Raw genomic sequence first — 15,951 nt, forward strand, 5'->3', positions numbered from 1 at the left:
TTTTTTGTTATCGGACGACCATCACCGGAATGTGCGTGTGGCGGATCACGCTTGAGGCATTTGATCCCAGCAGATGCGTGGTGATAGACGGATTACGTGAGCCGATAACAACTACGTCAGCTTTTATTTCTTCCGCCAGTTCATTGACGGCATCACGCACGCTGCCAAAGCGAACGTGCGTTTTTATACGTGATGGATCGATGCTGAAATGGCCTACCATCGTTTGCAGACGGGTTTCTGCTTCGTGCTGCAAATGCTCCTCAAAGCGGCGCACATCGGCGGCAAAACGGTGCAGGCTCAGGCTGGCCGAACCTGGCAAGACGTGCATGAGGTGAATAATGCCCTCCTGTTGCGCGAGGAATTCTGCGTGACGTACGGCTTTATCGCTTAGTTCCATTTCGAAAACATCAACCGGCATAATGATTCTCTTATACATACCCGTTTCTCCTTGTTTATAAACGCTAAAACCATTCAAGCACAAAATAGTATGCGTTTCTGATATCTGTCTGGCACTTTTTAATGCTGAGGAGGTTTTCTTTGAGTGGGGCTGTAGAGTGGAGGTGTTACCAGTAGCGCTCAAGATAAAGCACTGCCGTGACGATGATCGCCATAAAAATAAGAAATGCAATGGTGATGCCCAGCACTTCACCCATGACCGTCCCCGCGGCACTGAAACGGATTAAGCCTGGATTAAGGTGTTTTTGTGATAAATAGTAAGAATGTGTGAAATTACAGAAAGAGGATGCCTTTGCATCCTCTGTGCAGCGCAGTGAGCGCGTGTTTAGGTGGGATTAACGCAGGTAATCGCCCGCTGCTTCTGGCTGGTAGAGCAGTTCCAGCACTTCCAGGTGTGTAGAAACGCCGCCAGGCAATTCCCAGTGGATAGTATCGCCGGTACGCAGGCCAATCAGTGCCGCACCAACTGGTGCAAGAACCGAAAGCTGTGTGCTGCTGTCCGTCATTTGCGCGGGATACACCAGCGTGCGGGTACGTTCCTCACCGGTTGTGAGGTCGCGGAATTTGACCTGGCTGTTCATCGTCACCACATCATGCGGCATGGACTCGGGTGTACACATCTGTGCCCGATCCAGTTCGGCATTCAGCGCGTCGGCAATCGGCAGTGAGGCGAATTCTGGTTTTTCCAGGAGCCTGTCAATACGTTCTGCGTCGAGTTCATTAATGATAATTGTGGGTCTGGACATTTATTACTCCATGTCGTTAATGCTGCGTGTACCGCAGAAACCAATCCAAAAGAAAACCCTCGCCGTCTGGCAGCGAGGGTTTTAACTCTTCCGATGATACTGTCTGCGCGCGCAAGTTTGAAGTGATGAACATCACATTCATGGTGCATATGAATTTTTGGCGAAAAACGTGATCCCTCGCAAATTTGCATTATCCTTTTTAAGCGCCCTTTCCGGGGTGACTATCCGCATTCTGTGTTCCGTTGAGGAGATCTCATGAGCGATTACGACAAACTTACCTTGAAAGATGGCAGTTATTTGCACTTTAAGGACTGGGGAAGTGGGCAGCCGATTGTCTTTAGCCATGGCTGGCCACTGACGGCAGATGCTTTTGAAGATCAAATGTTATATCTGGGGTCAAAAGGATTTCGCGTAATTGCGCACGATCGCCGGGGTCATGGCCGTTCGGCACAGCCGTGGGACGGGCATAACATGGATCAGTACGCTGACGATCTTGCTGCGTTGACAGCACATCTGAATCTGAAAGATGCCGTTCACGTCGGCCATTCGACGGGCGGGGGAGAAGTAGCGCGATATATTGGTCGCCACGGTACTGCTCGGGTAGCAAAAGCGGTACTGATAGGTGCGGTGACACCGATTATGATCAAAACCGATTTCAACCCGAACGGGGTTCCTAAAGAGGTGTTTGATGGTATTCGGGATGGGGTGGTTAATGACCGGGCTGCATTCTTCTATGAACTTACCGCTGCATTTTATGGCTATAACCGCCCTGGTGCGAAAGAGTCAAAAGCGGTTCGGGAAAGTTTTGTTGAGCAGGGGCTTCAGGGCTCGATTAAGGCAATGTACGACTGCATAAAAGCCTTCTCAGAAACTGACCTGCGCGAAGATCTGAAAAAGATGACCATTCCGACGCTGGTGATCCATGGCGATGACGATCAAATCGTGCCATTCGAAACCTGCGGGAAAGTGGCGGCGGAGATCCTGCCTGATGCCCAACTGAAAGTGTATCCCGGCGGTTCGCACGGGATCTGCACCACCGAAAAACAGCAGATTAATGACGATTTGCTGAAATTTATTCAGTCTTAATCTGGGGCGGATTGCGTTACGCTGATCGTCCTGAATCAGGGCAATGAGCGAAGCGTATTTCGTGGCTGCCCCACCATTGAGAGAGCAATATGTACTTTTATCAACCTTCTCAGGGACACGGCCTGCCGCATGACCCGTTAAATGCCATTATCGGCCCACGGCCAATTGGCTGGATCTCTTCACGTGATAACGCCGGTCAGGCGAATCTCGCCCCCTATAGCTTTTTTAACTGCTTTAACTACCGCCCGCCAATCATTGGTTTTTCCAGCAACGGCTGGAAGGACAGTGTGCGAAATATTGTCGAGACGGGTGAGTTTGTCTGGAATCTTGCAACACGAGATCTCGCCGAAGCCATGAACCAAACATCAGCGATGTTACCGCATGGGGAGAATGAGTTTGCCTTTGCCGGGCTGACGCCAGCGGCGAGTCATCTGGTGAGCGCGTCCCGAGTGGCAGAAAGCCCGGTGAATTTTGAATGTCGTTTGTCGCAGTGTATTCAGCTAACCGGCGCAGACGGAACGGCGATTGATACCTGGCTGGTGTTAGGGGAAGTTGTCGGCATTCATATTGCCGAGTCGTTACTGGAGGACGGTATCTACCAGACCGCGAAAGCGCGGCCCATCCTGCGCGCAGGTGGACCATCGGCGTATTACGGCATCAGCGATGAGCACCGCTTTGACCTGGTGCGTCCTGGGGCTTAGTAACCCACTTTATCGATCACAAACTGTTTTCCGCAGTTACCCGGGTGTGGCTGTGGGGCGAAGGACGCGGAGGAGAGTGGCGCGTTGATGGTCGCGGCGTTAAGGGAAATTTGCATTTCCGTCAGATAAGCCGGGTTCCCGTCACAACTGAGTTTCACCGCGTTAACGCTGGCTTTGCCCCAGCTTTTGGCTACGGCATCATTGAAATCGCGGCGAGACACCGTTTTACCGTAGTTTTCCGCTAAAAAGTGTCCCAGGGCACTGCTCCTCACATCCTGATTCATGCGCACCATTGTGCCGAAATAGGCGTCAGGATCGAAGCCAAAGCAGACCCCATGCTTGGCATATTCATACCGTTCAAGACAGGCGTTACCGCCCGCGCCGGGCATCACGTTGCTGAGCTTTGCCGCCGTTTCCAGTGACAAACCCGTTTCAGCCGCCGAACATTTCCGGCTACCTTTCACCTCTGGCATGTTGGGGATCGGGCGCGTGGCACAACCAAAACGCATCCAGCGACGTTCATCGACTCCACGAGCGGCAATCGATTTTGGTAGACCAGGCCACAAGCCGTGAACCGTGAGGAAATCCGTTTTGGTCGCACTCTCTTTTTGCAGTCGACACTCGTCAGGCTCATTACGATTGCGATCGTGCATGCTCTGACAGAACCCGGTTTGCCAGGAAAGCGCCAATACATAGCGGTCGAAATCCGTATACTGAGTGGCCTTAAGCGGTTCTGCCTGTGCGGAGAAAACGCAGAGTGCAAGCGCCATCGCGCCAGACGGGATAACGACATCCTTTCTGAACATTTGAATTCCTGATTAATTAAGAGAGAGTGATTTACGGGAACGATTAAAGCACAAAAAGCGCCCGTAGGCGCTTTTTGTGTGCAGAGAACCGTTAGCTGACGGCAGTTCCTGGAACCAGAATTTCAGTCGCGATGATCACGATGATCAGACCAACAAGGACCGGAACCGATGTGCGTTTTACCACTTCAAATGGCGAGATTTTTGCCATCCCGGCAACGGCTACCACTACGCCGGAAACCGGGGAAATGGTGCGTCCCAGGTTTGACGCCTGCAACATCGGGATAGAGAGATAAGCCGGGTTAATGCCGGAAGAGTGCGCCAGTTTAGGGATCATTTCGACAAAGGCGTAGAACGGGGCGTTACCGGAGCCGGTCGTCATTGCCGCTAGCATGGTCAGAATGACCAGCACCAGCATCAGGATGATACTGGCTGAACCAAACGACGTGGCGATGGAGATCAGACTCTGGATAAAGCCAATTGTGCTAAGCCCCTGAGCAAAGACGCCCGCGGCGACCAGCAGCATGACCACGCCCGCAAAGGCGTCCGCCATACCACGATAGGCCACTTCCAGACCCGAGAAAACCTTCTGTGTATTAAAGCCACGCACGAATTCCAGAACCGCAGCCAGCAGCATACAGATGACCAGAATGGTGATGATATGTAGCTGAGGGCCCCATTTCCCGTCAAAAATCAGCACCCCGATGATCGGAGTAAAGGGCAGGATGGCGTAGAACGACGGTGCAGTGGTGGTGATTTCGCTCACATCCAGCATCTCGTGGCTGATGTTCTCTTTTTTGTCGAGATAGCGCTGCCAGAAAAAGTGCGCAACTGCCATGCCGATAATGGCGGCAATGGAAATTGGCAGCGTGGTTTTAAAGGCAAAGTCGATCAGCGACATTTCAGCGGCTTTAGCGGCGAGGACCACGTCGCCTGATGTTGGCGAAAGAATAATGGCTGCCGGAGAGGCACAAATGGCGGCGGCTGCACCACGGCTAATTCCTACGTTGACCATCACCGGGAACAGGGTCGCCATTAACAATACGCCAAGCCCCGTCGCGGAGGAGACGGCTAGTGACATCAGGCAGGCAACGAAATAAGCCGCAATCATCAGCAGGTAAGGAGAGTTAATGTACTGCAGTGGTTTAGAGGCGAGCTTTACGACCATATCATTTGCACCGATATGGGTCATGTAGGCGGCAAAACCACACAGCATCATGATCATCATGCCGAGATCACCGCCGCGGCTCATCAGCAGGATCTTGATGTATTCCACGATGTCGGTTGCGGTGTACCCCGTCGTGGTCTCACTGGCCGGTAAGACCTTATGACCCATCAATGCGCTGATTATGAGTAGCGTCAGACCGCCAACGAATAAGACGCCGGTTGCTGAGTAGCCTTTGATGATGTAGCGCGCGACACCGACGATGACGACGACTCCGATAAGGAGCTCGATAAACGTAAGCATGGTTTCCCCTGTATCCTTGCTGCCCGAGAGCACAAATAGTCAATAAAAAAAGAAGGAAGAAATGTGCCGAAATAATGGTCTGTCATTGCTGATTAAAATCAATAAACAGACTACTAAAGAAGATATCGACGATATTTTGCCATTGCTGCGTCATTTATGTCATGACGCGATTGACCATCTTAATCATGATTGTATGTCATTAAATTGAAACTGAAATGTTAGATAGTTGGGTGTGTTTCATCAGGCAATTGATTAAGAAAGTAAAACTATTTAAAAGCACTTTTCATTCATTTCACTCCCTGCCTATACTCGAGCCACTTTCGTTCACTCTGATGACGCTGATATGCACGCCAACTGGACCTATCGTCTGCGCTTTCTCAAAAAACATCTGCTGATGTTTTTGATTGCGTTTGGCTGGTTGTTGATCCAGAGCCAGGTTGCTGTCGCTTCTCACGATTGCTCAATGAACCTTCGGGGAGACGTCGCCGCTATCCAGCATATGGATATGGTGGCAAAACCCAGCCCTCATAACGCTGTCGATGCCTCCGCGCTGTGTGAAAAACATTGCGTGCCAGAGCAGGCACAAAAAGATCCGGCACAGCCGCATCTGGTCGCACTTCCTGCGGCGATGAGCCTTTCCCTCAATACGCCAGAATGCACCTCAGTTCGTCATTCAGTATGGTCTGTTACCCCTCCCGCAGCAGGGCCGCCGGCAACGATCCGTTTTTGCCGGTTTAGAGAGTAAAAACCTGTTAATTCGTTGAATTTATTTTAATTTACGTTTAACAGGAGCTTTATCATGCGTGCATTATTCTTTTCCGCGCTGCTTGGCGCATCGCTGTCCTTTTCACCTCTTGCCGCTCAGGCAAACGAGGTATCCGTACCGTCTGTCCAGCGTTGGCAGGGACAAGGCGTTGTTCAGTCTCTTTCCGAACAGTCTGTCATGCTCCAGCACGATGCCATTCCAGAACTGAAATGGCCGGCCATGACGATGCCTTTTACCTTGTCTGCGAATGCGGCGCTGAATGGCGCAAAACCGGGAGACAAGGTGACCTTCACGCTTGAACGGTCGGGTGACGGTTTTCACATCGTCTCGCTGACGCCACTGCGCTAAGCGAGGTTTCCATGAAACAACACACACTGAGCCTGTGGCTCGGTGGGGTGTTGTTCGGGCTGCTGAGCTCTGCCGTACAGGCGGAGCCGTGGACGCTCGAACAAACCCTGACCGAAGCCCAGCGTTATTCTGCTGAACTATCTGCCAGTCGTAACGAAGCACAGGCGCTGGATGCAATGGCCGATTCTGCCACCCAGCTTCCCGATCCCAAACTGAAATTTGGTATTGAAAACGTCCCCGTACAGGGCAGTAACGACCGCAGACTGACGCGTGAAGGCATGACGATGCAAAAAATAGGCATCATGCAAAGCTACGTCAGTTCGGAAAAGCGGGAGCGTAAGGCGCAAACATTTCAGGCGCAGGCCAGGGGCGTCCTGGCAAAATCTGAAGCCATTCGTGCGGCCCTTCAACGTGATACCGCACAGGCATGGCTGGATCTGGCTCTGGCGCAGCAGGGGCTGAAAATGGCTAAAGCGGTGGTGAGCGAGACAGAGCGCCAGGGAGGTGTGCAAAAAGCCAGCGTAGGGGCAGGAAGTTCAACCCCTGATAGTGTTCTGGCATTGCAGATGACACTGAGCGCCATGCGCGATAAAGAGACGCTTGCCCTTCGTGATGTTCAACTGGCGCAAAGTCGTTTGTTGCAACTGACGGGGCAATCAATCTCAGCGGTGAGCGGACCTCTCCCACGCTATCAGCGTTTGCCTGCGGATGAAAAAATGCTTGAGGAGGCCATCATTCAGCATCCGGAAGTCGAAGCTGCCCGGCGCGAGGCGGAAACCGCGAAAGCCCGTTCTGCTCAGTCCGCAGTTGCCGCTATTCCTGATGTCGACGTTGAGGTGTTCTACGCTCACCGGGCTGAAGGATATGACGATATGGCGGGGGTGATGTTCAGCGTTGACCTGCCTATTTTCCAGTCTAAACGCCAGGATAAAGATTATGCCGCAGATGTTTCCCGCTCAATGCAGGCCGTCGACCAGCTCACGCTGATCAAACGTGAGCACGTTGCGCAGGTTCAGTCACTGGTTGCGCAGTACCAGGCGGCGCAAACGCTGTGGCAGAGACAACGCCAGGAGGTATTGCCGTTACAGCGCCAGCGTCTGGATGTGATGACGGCGCAGTATCGCTCGGGACAGACCGATCTTCCGGGGCTGCTGGAGGCACGCCGCAGCGTGCTGGATACCGAACTGGCGGCCAATCAGGCTGAGCGCGAAATGGCGCGAACCTGGGCCGCGATCCAATGGCTGATCCCGCAGGAGCTGGCTCGATGAAAAAAACAACCTTAACGGCGATCGCGATCGCTGTCCTGCTGGCGGCCAGTGGCGGTTACTACGCAGGGCAAAAGCAGACTCATCAACCAGCGACGTCTTCTCAATCCGCTGAGCGCAAAGTGCTTTACTGGTACGACCCGATGATGCCTGGCCAGCGTTTTGATAAACCCGGTAAATCACCTTTTATGGATATGGAGCTGGTTCCACGCTATGCCGATGAGGAGAAAGGGGCTGCCCGTGTGGGAATTAGCACGCAGCAGCAACAAAACCTCGGCATGAAAACGGCCAACGCACAAATGCGGCAGTTAGTTTCACCCTTCTCGGCGTTTGCCACAGTAACAACCGATGAACGCAGTGTGACGGTGGTGTCTGCACCAGCAAACGGTGTGGTGTCACGGTTGTTTGTCAGTGCGCCGCAGCAACAGGTGAAAGCGGGTGAACCTTTGGCGCAGCTCTGGCTTCCGCAATGGACGACTGCGCAGCAGGAATATCTGGCCGTGCGCAAGCTTGGTGACCCTGGTCTGACTCGTGCAGCCCGCGAACGACTGGCATTGCAGTTTATGCCTGAAGAGGTGATTCGCGCGCTGGAACGAAGTGGAAAACCCCAGACCACGCTAACCCTTCGGGCAACAAAAGCGGGTTATGTCGTGAAACTCGATGTGCGGGAAGGCGCACAAATTGCCGCCATGACACCGCTTTTTGAGATAGCTCAGCGCGATCCGGTATGGCTGGTGATCGACTACCCGCAAACGCAGGCGCAGTCCCTTACCGTGGGCAGCAAAATGGTGGCGACAACGGAGAGCTGGCCGGGAGAGCAATTCCACGGCACGGTCAGTGAATTGCTGCCGCAGATGGAAACCACCACGCGAACACTGAAAGCCCGTATCGTGCTGGATAATTCCGGGCAGAAGCTCAAACCGGGCATGTATCTCAACGTGTCACGAAGTGAGGTGGTGCAGCACGCTCCGGTGCTGGCTGTGCCGGAAGAGGCGGTCATTAACAGTGGTGAGTCAACCCGGTTGTTGCTTGCCACGGGGGATGGCTACTTCCGACCCATAGAGGTGACTACGGGGATCACGGCTCAGGGATGGACGGAAATTCGCTCGGGGTTAAACGTGGGGGATAGCGTGGTTACCTCTGGGCAGTTCCTGATTGACTCTGAGGCCAGCCTCCGTAGCGTGATACCGGAGGTGGCGCAATGATTGCGGCGATTATTCGGGCCTCATTACGTAACCGGCTGCTGGTGATCCTCGCCGCAGTCGTTATGGCGGGCTGGGGGATGTGGGCAGTACAGCGTGCTCCACTGGACGCACTGCCGGACTTATCGGACGTGCAGGTTATCGTCAAAGCGAGCTACCCAGGCAAAGCGCCACAGGTGATTGAAGATCAAGTAACCTGGCCGCTCACCACCTCGATGCTCTCTGTTCCTGGCGCCAAAACGGTACGTGGCTTTTCGATGTTTGGTGATGCCTATGTCTATGTGCTGTTTGAAGATGGCACAGATCTCTACTGGGCGCGCGCCAGAGTATTGGAGTATTTAAGCCAGGTGCAGTCGCAATTTCCGGCGGGTGTAAAAGTGTCGCTGGGGCCGGACGCCACGGGCGTCGGCTGGATCTACGAATATGCGTTGATCGACCGAAGCGGCAAACATAGCCTGGCAGATTTACGGGCGTTGCAGGACTGGACGCTGAAGTTTGAACTGAAGACGGTTCCCAACGTTTCGGAAGTGGCCAGCGTTGGCGGAATGGTTCGTCAGTACCAGATTGTGGCGGACCCTGCGAAGATGCGCGCACTGAATATAACCCATAGCCAGTTATCCAGTGCCGTTCAGGCGGCCAATAAGGAGAGTGGCGGTGCATTGCTGGAAATGGGCGAAGCGGAGTATATGGTGCGCACCACCGGCTATTTACGTTCACTGGACGATTTCCGCAATGTGGTGATCACCAGCCGTGATGGTGTGCCGATTCTCTTAAAAGATGTGGCGACCATCGGCTTTGGTCCTGAAATCCGTCGCGGTGTGGCTGAGCTGAATGGCGAGGGTGAAGTGGCAGGCGGTGTCGTGGTGATGCGCTACGGGCAGAATGCGCTGGAGACGATCCATGCCGTGAAAGATAAGCTGCGCGAACTGCAAAAAGCCTTGCCGCAAGGGGTGGAGATTGTCCCGGTCTATGATCGCTCAACGCTCATCGAAGAGTCGGTCAAGACGCTGACCCATAAACTCCTGGAGGAGTTTGCTGTCGTCGTCGTGGTTTGTGCGCTTTTCTTGTTCCACTTCCGTTCTGCACTGGTGGCCATTGTTTCGCTCCCACTCGGGATTTTGGGAGCGTTTGTGGTGATGCATTATCAGGGCATCAACGCCAACATCATGTCGCTTGGCGGAATCGCGATTGCCATTGGGGCAATGGTGGATGCCGCGATTGTGATGATTGAAAATATGCATAAGGTACTGGAGCAGTGGCGGCATGATCATCCCGATAAAACGCCATCGTCAGCGGATTACTGGCATCTGGCTGAACGCGCGGCAGTGGAAGTGGGGCCTGCACTTTTTTGCAGCCTGCTGATTATTACGCTGTCGTTCATTCCTGTGTTTTCCCTTGAGGCGCAGGAAGGGCGCATGTTCTCGCCGCTGGCGTTTACCAAAACCTGGTCAATGGCGGTGGCAGCGGGGCTGGGGATTACTTTGGTTCCGGTTTTGATGGGATATTTTATTCGCGGGAACATTCCGGATGAAAAGGCAAATCCTGTTAATCGGGTGTTGATCCGTCTGTATGAGCCGATTCTGGATCGGGTGCTTTCTTTCCCAAAAACCACGCTGGCGCTTGCATTTGTGTTACTGCTCGTTACGTTCTGGCCATTAAGCCGCCTGGGCAGTGAGTTTATGCCGCCGCTGGATGAGGGCGATTTACTGTATATGCCATCAACGCTGCCGGGGATTTCCGCCCGTGAAGCATCAAGACTACTCCAGCAGACAGATCGGTTGATCAAAAGCGTACCAGAAGTGGCGAGTGTGTTTGGTAAAGTGGGAAGGGCAGACACGGCGACCGATCCTGCGCCGCTCACGATGCTGGAGACGACGATTCACTTTAAACCGCGTGACCAGTGGCGGCCTGGCATGACGACGCAAAAACTGGTGGAAGAGCTGGATAAAACGGTGTCAGTTCCGGGGATTGCCAACGTGTGGGTTCCGCCGATCCGTAACCGGCTGGATATGCTGGCGACGGGGATAAAAAGCCCGGTAGGGATTAAGGTGAACGGCAATAATATTGCTGACATTGAGCGTGTTGCACAGCAAATTGAGCATGTGGTGAAACAGGTCCCAGGGGTAACATCAGCACTTGCAGAGCGGCTGGCGGGTGGCCGCTATGTGGATATTCGTATCGACAGGCAGAAAGCGGCGCGTTATGGCGTTTCGGTCGACGAACTGCAAAGTATGGTCTCTACGCTGGTGGGAGGCGATAACATCGGCGAGGTGATTCAGGGGCGGGAGCGCTACCCTGTCAACCTGCGTTACCCACGTGATTTGCGCGATAATATCGATAAGTTACGGGTACTGCCGGTGGTGACCGCGAATGGTAGCCAGGTGGCGCTGGGCGAGTTGGCGGATATTGTTGTGACCGAGGGGCCGCCGATGCTTAAAAGCGAGAACGCGCGGCTTTCAAACTGGATTTATGTCGACCTGCGTGGGCGAGATTTGAAGTCTGCCGTTGATGAGATGCAGAAGCGAGTGGCGGAGCATGTGGTGTTGCCGCAAGGGGTTTCCCTCTCCTGGTCAGGGCAATTTGAATATCTTGAGCGTGCAACGGCTAAGCTGCAAATAGTCCTGCCGGTAACGCTAATGATTATATTTATACTTCTATGGCTCACCTTTAAACGTATTTCAGATGTCCTGATAATAATGGGGACATTACCCTTCGCGCTTATTGGTGGAGTATGGTTGCTATGGTTGCTTGAATATAACCTTTCCGTGGCGGGGGCGGTTGGCTTTATAGCCCTCTCCGGTGTCGCCGCCGAGTTTGGCGTAATAATGGTTCTCTATTTAAATCATGCTCTGGATAAATATCATAGCCGCGAACCTGAGGGAGGAAATGCGATGCTGATGCGGGCTATCCACGAAGGCGCGGTGCTGAGAGTCAGGCCGAAAGTGATGACCGTTGCGACCATCATGGCAGGATTGTTGCCCATTATGTGGGGAGGCGGCAGTGGATCAGAGGTGATGCAACGCATTGCTGCACCTATGATCGGAGGCATGGTGACTGCGCCGTTGTTGTCCATGCTGGTTATTCCTGCACTCTATAAGTTGTTACATCAGCGTTAAAGGTACATCCTGCATGCTATTATTTTGGCATGCAGGTATTCATTTCTCAGAATATTCCCAGATTTATCGTGGTTAATTAGGAATGACGGCGATGCTGTTAAGTATCCATTCAACTATTCTGTGGTAAACTTTGCCTCGAATACTAAAAATGGTAATTGCATTGTGATCGTACGAAATAAATTTTTCCTGATTTTATTGTTTATTTTTGGGCAGTTAACGTTTTCCTCTGTGGCAACGGCAGGCGAAAACGCGACGGACAAAGGGTGGTTCTCAACCTTTACGGATAACGTTGCGCAAACCTGGAAGGAGCCAGAGCATTACGATCTCTATATTCCGGCAATAACGTGGCACGCACGTTTTGCTTACGACAAAGAAAAAACAGATAAATACAACGAACATCCATGGGGGGCTGGTTTTGGTCAGTCCCGGTGGGATGAGCAGGGCAACTGGCACGGCTTGTATCTGATGGCGTTTAAAGACTCTTTCAACAAGTGGGAGCCGATCGGCGGTTACGGCTGGGAGAAAACCTGGCGTCCACTGGCTGATGACAACTTCCGCCTGGGCCTGGGGTATACTGCGGGTTTTACCGCTCGAGATAACTGGAAATATATCCCTATTCCGGTCCTGTTGCCGTTGGCTTCTGTTGGTTATGGCCCGGCAACATTCCAGATGACGTACATTCCGGGGACATACAATAACGGAAACGTTTACTTTGCCTGGATGCGGTTCCAGTTTTAACTGAAAAAATGCGGTGTTCTGGCGGAAAAAGAGACTGGCTTTGAATCCAAAAGGATAAAAAGCCAGCAAGAAAAATTAACGCGACTTTTGTCACTTTTTATCAAAGATCCACTGGACAAAACGTCCCACAATTGTTGTACTGATACCGACACAGCATTTGTGTCGTTTTTTCATGTAAAGGTAATTTTGATGTCTAAGATTAAAGGTAACGTTAAGTGGTTTAATGAGTCCAAAGGATTCGGTTTCATTACTCCGGAAGATGGCAGCAAAGACGTGTTCGTACACTTCTCTGCAATCCAGACTAATGGTTTCAAAACCCTGGCTGAAGGTCAGCGTGTTGAGTTTGAAATCACTAACGGTGCCAAAGGCCCTTCTGCTGCTAACGTAATCGCTCTGTAATTCAGACGTGTCAGCAAGAATTTCAAAACCCGCTCATTGAGCGGGTTTTTTTTCGTTATAAATCAGCCAATCAGATACATTTTCAGAAAACTGGCTATGATAAGAACGCTCAGCAACACCATCCCCGCACTCATCAAACTCTCTTTCATACCATCACCCTCATTCAGTCTTGCAGCCAGAGTGACAGAGAAAAATTAAGCCAACATTAACGTTTTGTTGTTATTGTGGGCTGGCAGAAGAAAAAAGCCAAAATGCGATCGCCGTCATCGCAAATGAGCCGAACAGATTGATGGCAATGTTGGTTAGTGCCCATGTCACGCGGCCTTCCTGAAAAAGGAACACCACTTCCGCCGAGAATGTCGAGAAAGTCGTCAGGCCGCCGCAGAAGCCGGTTGTGAGCAGCAACTTCCATACCGGATCGATATTTGTCATCCGGTTAAACCAGGCGAGCCCCATACCAATAATAAATGCACCAATAAGGTTTGCCGCCAGAGTCCCCATTGGAATCGCCTGATGCATGGGATTAAACCGCATGCTTAAGAACCACCGCGCAACGCTACCCGTGCCACCACCAATAAAAACGGCTAAAAGTAGTTGAAACACTGTAAATACCTGCTATTTGATGTGTAAGGACATCGAGTGTAACGCTGTTTTCGCTGAGGGGACAAATATGTATGTTGCGGTAGGGCAGTTTGCGGTGACTCCTGTCTGGGAAGAGAACGCGCAGATATGCATCGATTTGATGGCACAAGCGTGGCGAAAAGGGGCCTCTATGCTGGTGCTGCCCGAAGCTCTGCTGGCACGAGCTGACGATGACCCAGATTTATCAGTAAAGTCGGCTCAGCCTCTGGAAGGGGGGTTTTTACAATCACTGCTGGAGGCCAGTACCGGCAAAACCATGACGACCATCCTGACTATCCATATTCCTTCTGCGCCGGGACGTGCGGTCAATACGCTGGTGGCAATACGTGATGGTGTCGTTATCGCGCAATACGCCAAGTTGCATCTCTATGATGCCTTCAATCTTCAGGAATCAAGATTGGTCGATCCGGGAAAGCGGGTTCCGGAATTGATCGATGTCGCAGGTGTCCGTATTGGGTTGATGACTTGCTATGATGTACGTTTCCCTGAGCTGGCACTGAATTTAGCCTTAAAAGGTGCTGATGTGCTGGTTTTACCTGCTGCATGGGTTAAAGGTCCGCTCAAGGAGCATCACTGGGCAACTTTGCTTGCTGCACGCGCACTTGATACCACGTGTTATGTCGTGGCTGCGGGAGAATGCGGTAATAAAAATATCGGCCAAAGCCGGGTTGTGGATCCATTCGGTGTCACCGTAGCCGCTGCTGCTGAAGGTCCTGCACTGTTGCTCGCTGAGATTGATACGAAGCGGGTTGCACAGGCGCGCCAGCAGTTACCGGTTCTTCGTAATCGCCGGTTTGCGCCACCGCAATTATTGTGATGTTTTTTTCAACAATGCTTGATTCACCTTGTTACAGATTGCTATTGTGTGCGCGCGTCAAATGACCGTTAATAAGATCAGGTTTTGGGTGCTGAATGCAGCCTGTTTTATGTGAAGAAGGTATCTATGGGTGAGATTAGTATTACCAAACTGCTGGTGGTTGCCGCACTGGTTGTCCTGCTGTTTGGTACCAAGAAGTTACGCACATTGGGTGGCGACCTGGGTGCTGCAATTAAAGGCTTCAAAAAAGCGATGAATGACGATGACGCGGCAGCGAAGAAAAGCGCCGAAGATGATGTCCCTGCTGAGAAGCTTTCTCACAAAGAGTAATAGCATTGCCTGTGGGCTTGCGAAAAAAAACCGGCTTAAATGGCCGGTTTTTTTATCTCGGAACTGTAAATAAATATTACCGTGTTATTTTACTTCTTCGCCTTTCGCCTGCATGTCAGCGTGATATGACGAACGAACAAATGGACCGCACGCTGCGTGGGTAAAGCCCATCGCCATTGCTTCGGCTTTCATTTCGTCGAATTCATCCGGGCTGACGTAACGTTGTACAGGCAGGTGATGGCGGCTCGGCTGCAGATACTGACCTAATGTCAGCATCGTTACGCCATGACGACGCAGATCGCGCATGACTTCTACGATCTCGGCATTTGTTTCACCTAACCCAACCATCAAACCTGATTTAGTTGGGATATGCGGATGCGCTTCTTTAAAACGCTCCAGCAGCTTAAGTGACCAGTTATAATCAGCTCCAGGGCGAACCTGACGGTAAATGCGTGGCACGTTCTCCAGGTTGTGGTTAAACACATCTGGCGGCGTGGCAGTCAGAATTTCCAGCGCACGATCCATACGGCCACGGAAGTCAGGAACCAGCGTTTCAATTTTAATGCTCGGGCTCTTTTCTCTAATGGCGGAGATGCAGTCAGCGAAGTGCTGAGCACCGCCATCACGCAGGTCATCACGGTCAACGGATGTAATGACCACATAGCGCAGTGCCATATCGGCAATAGTTTGAGCCAGTTTTTGTGGTTCGTTAGCATCTGGCGCAACAGGGCGGCCATGAGCAACATCACAGAACGGACAACGACGGGTACAGATTGCACCCAAAATCATAAATGTGGCTGTGCCGTGGTTGAAACATTCAGCAAGATTGGGGCAAGAGGCTTCTTCACAGACAGAATGAAGACCATTTTTGCGCATCGCCGCTTTGATCCCCTGGATACGCGAAGAGTCTGCCGGTAGTTTGATTTTCATCCATTCCGGTTTTCTTAACAGCGCTTCGCGCTCTGTAGCCACGTTTTTAACCGGGATAAGGGCCATTTTATCGGCATCGCGGTATTTAACACCGCGTTCCATCACAATGGGTTTACTCATAGCGTGCGTGTTCCAGTT

18 protein-coding genes are annotated in these 15,951 nt (G+C 52.1%); 11 read left to right on the plus strand and 7 right to left on the minus strand.

Annotated elements, in window-relative coordinates; all coding sequences use genetic code 11:
• Positions 1 to 7: 7 nt before the first annotated feature.
• From uspG to rnk, 3 genes are all read right to left on the minus strand, one after another.
• The gene (gene uspG / locus HV346_RS05950) at positions 8 to 436 is read right to left on the minus strand and encodes a universal stress protein UspG (protein WP_181622638.1); all 429 of its coding nucleotides are present in this window, start codon (positions 434 to 436) and stop codon (positions 8 to 10) included.
• 127 nt (positions 437 to 563) lie between these two features.
• Complete coding sequence (gene yldA / locus HV346_RS23495; protein ID WP_275943328.1) at positions 564 to 653, minus strand: small membrane protein YldA; 90 nt, start codon at positions 651 to 653, stop codon at positions 564 to 566.
• A gap of 138 nt (positions 654 to 791) precedes the next feature.
• On the minus strand, positions 792 to 1,202 hold the full coding sequence (gene rnk, locus HV346_RS05955; protein WP_181622639.1) for a nucleoside diphosphate kinase regulator: 411 nt from the start codon (positions 1,200 to 1,202) through the stop codon (positions 792 to 794).
• A 255-nt stretch (positions 1,203 to 1,457) separates the two neighbouring features.
• Here rnk and HV346_RS05960 point away from each other — a divergent pair, with 255 nt between their 5' ends.
• On the plus strand, positions 1,458 to 2,288 hold the full coding sequence (locus HV346_RS05960; RefSeq protein WP_181622640.1) for an alpha/beta hydrolase: 831 nt from the start codon (positions 1,458 to 1,460) through the stop codon (positions 2,286 to 2,288).
• A gap of 89 nt (positions 2,289 to 2,377) precedes the next feature.
• On the plus strand, positions 2,378 to 2,989 hold the full coding sequence (locus HV346_RS05965) for a flavin reductase family protein (RefSeq protein WP_181622641.1): 612 nt from the start codon (positions 2,378 to 2,380) through the stop codon (positions 2,987 to 2,989).
• Here HV346_RS05965 and rna read toward each other — a convergent pair.
• Both rna and dcuC read right to left on the minus strand, forming a co-directional pair.
• The gene (gene rna / locus HV346_RS05970) at positions 2,986 to 3,795 is read right to left on the minus strand and encodes a ribonuclease I (RefSeq protein ID WP_181622642.1); all 810 of its coding nucleotides are present in this window, start codon (positions 3,793 to 3,795) and stop codon (positions 2,986 to 2,988) included. The two genes, HV346_RS05965 and rna, sit on opposite strands and share 4 nt — an antisense overlap.
• 91 nt (positions 3,796 to 3,886) lie before the next feature.
• Positions 3,887 to 5,260 (minus strand): anaerobic C4-dicarboxylate transporter DcuC, encoded by a 1,374-nt coding sequence (gene dcuC, locus HV346_RS05975; RefSeq protein ID WP_181622643.1) that lies wholly within the window; start codon positions 5,258 to 5,260, stop codon positions 3,887 to 3,889.
• Positions 5,261 to 5,603: 343 nt separating this feature from the next.
• Between dcuC and HV346_RS05980 the strand changes: the two genes are divergently transcribed.
• The 7 genes from HV346_RS05980 (at position 5,604) to cspE (ending at position 13,094) form a co-directional block, all read left to right on the plus strand.
• Positions 5,604 to 6,005 (plus strand): hypothetical protein, encoded by a 402-nt coding sequence (locus HV346_RS05980; protein WP_181622644.1) that lies wholly within the window; start codon positions 5,604 to 5,606, stop codon positions 6,003 to 6,005.
• A 54-nt stretch (positions 6,006 to 6,059) separates the two neighbouring features.
• On the plus strand, positions 6,060 to 6,374 hold the full coding sequence (locus tag HV346_RS05985) for a copper-binding protein (protein WP_181622645.1): 315 nt from the start codon (positions 6,060 to 6,062) through the stop codon (positions 6,372 to 6,374).
• Positions 6,375 to 6,385: 11 nt separating this feature from the next.
• Positions 6,386 to 7,642 carry a TolC family protein gene (locus tag HV346_RS05990; protein WP_181622646.1) on the plus strand — a complete coding sequence of 419 codons (1,257 nt, stop codon included), beginning with the start codon at positions 6,386 to 6,388 and terminating at the stop codon, positions 7,640 to 7,642.
• Entirely contained in the window at positions 7,639 to 8,844 is a 1,206-nt protein-coding gene (locus HV346_RS05995; RefSeq protein WP_181622647.1) for an efflux RND transporter periplasmic adaptor subunit, read from the plus strand. Before HV346_RS05990 ends, HV346_RS05995 begins: the two co-directional genes overlap by 4 nt.
• A complete protein-coding gene (locus tag HV346_RS06000) occupies positions 8,841 to 11,957 on the plus strand; it encodes an efflux RND transporter permease subunit (RefSeq protein WP_181622648.1) in 3,117 nt (1,038 codons plus the stop codon). The genes HV346_RS05995 and HV346_RS06000 overlap by 4 nt, the downstream gene beginning before the upstream one ends.
• Positions 11,958 to 12,119: 162 nt before the next feature.
• Entirely contained in the window at positions 12,120 to 12,695 is a 576-nt protein-coding gene (pagP, locus tag HV346_RS06005) for a lipid IV(A) palmitoyltransferase PagP (protein ID WP_346010420.1), read from the plus strand.
• A 189-nt stretch (positions 12,696 to 12,884) separates the two neighbouring features.
• Complete coding sequence (gene cspE, locus HV346_RS06010; protein WP_000034825.1) at positions 12,885 to 13,094, plus strand: transcription antiterminator/RNA stability regulator CspE; 210 nt, start codon at positions 12,885 to 12,887, stop codon at positions 13,092 to 13,094.
• Positions 13,095 to 13,313: 219 nt separating this feature from the next.
• On the opposite strand, the gene crcB is transcribed toward cspE, so the two are convergent.
• Complete coding sequence (gene crcB / locus HV346_RS06015; protein WP_181622649.1) at positions 13,314 to 13,697, minus strand: fluoride efflux transporter CrcB; 384 nt, start codon at positions 13,695 to 13,697, stop codon at positions 13,314 to 13,316.
• A gap of 67 nt (positions 13,698 to 13,764) precedes the next feature.
• Between crcB and HV346_RS06020 the strand changes: the two genes are divergently transcribed.
• Both HV346_RS06020 and tatE read left to right on the plus strand, forming a co-directional pair.
• A complete protein-coding gene (locus HV346_RS06020) occupies positions 13,765 to 14,553 on the plus strand; it encodes a deaminated glutathione amidase (RefSeq protein WP_181622650.1) in 789 nt (262 codons plus the stop codon).
• Between the two features lie 126 nt (positions 14,554 to 14,679).
• Positions 14,680 to 14,883 carry a twin-arginine translocase subunit TatE gene (gene tatE, locus HV346_RS06025; RefSeq protein WP_014069320.1) on the plus strand — a complete coding sequence of 68 codons (204 nt, stop codon included), beginning with the start codon at positions 14,680 to 14,682 and terminating at the stop codon, positions 14,881 to 14,883.
• Positions 14,884 to 14,967: 84 nt separating this feature from the next.
• Here tatE and lipA read toward each other — a convergent pair whose 3' ends face one another.
• Positions 14,968 to 15,933 (minus strand): lipoyl synthase, encoded by a 966-nt coding sequence (gene lipA / locus HV346_RS06030; protein WP_181622651.1) that lies wholly within the window; start codon positions 15,931 to 15,933, stop codon positions 14,968 to 14,970.
• Between the last annotated feature and the right edge of the window lie 18 nt (positions 15,934 to 15,951).

The sequence above is a fragment of the Enterobacter sp. RHBSTW-00994 genome (assembly GCF_013782625.1).
In the GTDB taxonomy this organism is placed as follows: Bacteria; Pseudomonadota; Gammaproteobacteria; order Enterobacterales; family Enterobacteriaceae; genus Enterobacter.